Here is a 990-nt window from a genome sequence, read left to right as displayed (position 1 = left end):
GCTCGGGCCTTCCAGGCGGTCCATGAACCACAGCCTCAGCTGTGCCGCGGAGAGCGGGATGCGCTGGGGGCGCAGCGCGGGAGCGGCGGGTGACGTTCTTCATGGTGGTGCGGGCGGCGCTGGCGCTCGCGCTGCGCGCGGCGGGGGCGGGGGAGGACCAGGTCGTCGGCACCCCGGTGGCCGGCCGGCCCGAGGAGGACCTCCACGATCTGGTGGGCTTCTTCGTGAACACCCTCGCCCTGCGCACCGATCTGTCGGGCGACCCGACGCTGGCCGGACTGCTCGACCGGGTGCGCGACGCCGACCTCGCCGCCTTCGCCCACGACGACCTCCCCTTCGACCTGCTCGTCGAGGACCTCAACCCCGCACGCACCTACGGACGGCACCCCATCTTCCAGGTCACGGTCAGCACCCAGACCGCCCAGGACACCGCCGTCCGCCTCGGCGGCACCGGCGGCACCCTGGAGGGGGCCGACCTCGCCGCCGCCAAGTTCGACCTCGGCTTCCACTGCGCCGAGACCCAGGGGCCCGACGGTGAACCCACGACCGTGCTCCTCGGCCTCCAGTACGCCACCGACCTCTACGACGAGGAAACCGCACAGCTGCTCCTCGGCCTCTTCCGGCGTGCCCTCCTCGCCCTCGCCCACCAGGCTGCGGACACCCGGCTGAGCGCCGTCGACCTGCTCGACGACGCGGAGCGGAAGGCCCTCGACCGGCGCCACGAGGCGCTCGACCGCGCCCGTCGCCGGCAGGCCGCCGACCCGGACGCCGGCACCCGGCAGACACAGGGCACCACCGCGGCCGACCCGCGCGAGGAGATCCTGCGCGGCCTCTTCGCGGAGGTGCTGCGCAGGGACGACGTCCGCGGCGAGGACAACTTCTTCAAGCTGGGCGGCCATTCGCTGCTCGCCGGCAAGCTGACCAACCGGATCCGGGCCGCGCTCGGCACCGAGGCGGCGATCCGCGACGTGTTCCTCGCCCCGACCCCGC

Annotated in this window: 1 protein-coding gene; it reads left to right on the top strand. The window is 74.2% G+C overall.

What is annotated here, in order from left to right; all coding sequences use genetic code 11:
* Positions 1-89 precede the first annotated feature (89 nt).
* On the top strand, positions 90-990 hold a 901-nt coding region (locus EAO77_RS31675), incomplete at its 3' end, for a condensation domain-containing protein (RefSeq protein ID WP_261994229.1).

The sequence above is a fragment of the Streptomyces sp. T39 genome, from assembly GCF_008042045.1.
GTDB lineage: Bacteria > Actinomycetota > Actinomycetes > Streptomycetales > Streptomycetaceae > Streptomyces.
Note: the sequence above shows the minus strand (reverse complement) of the source record. Positions and strands in the feature narration are given on the sequence as shown.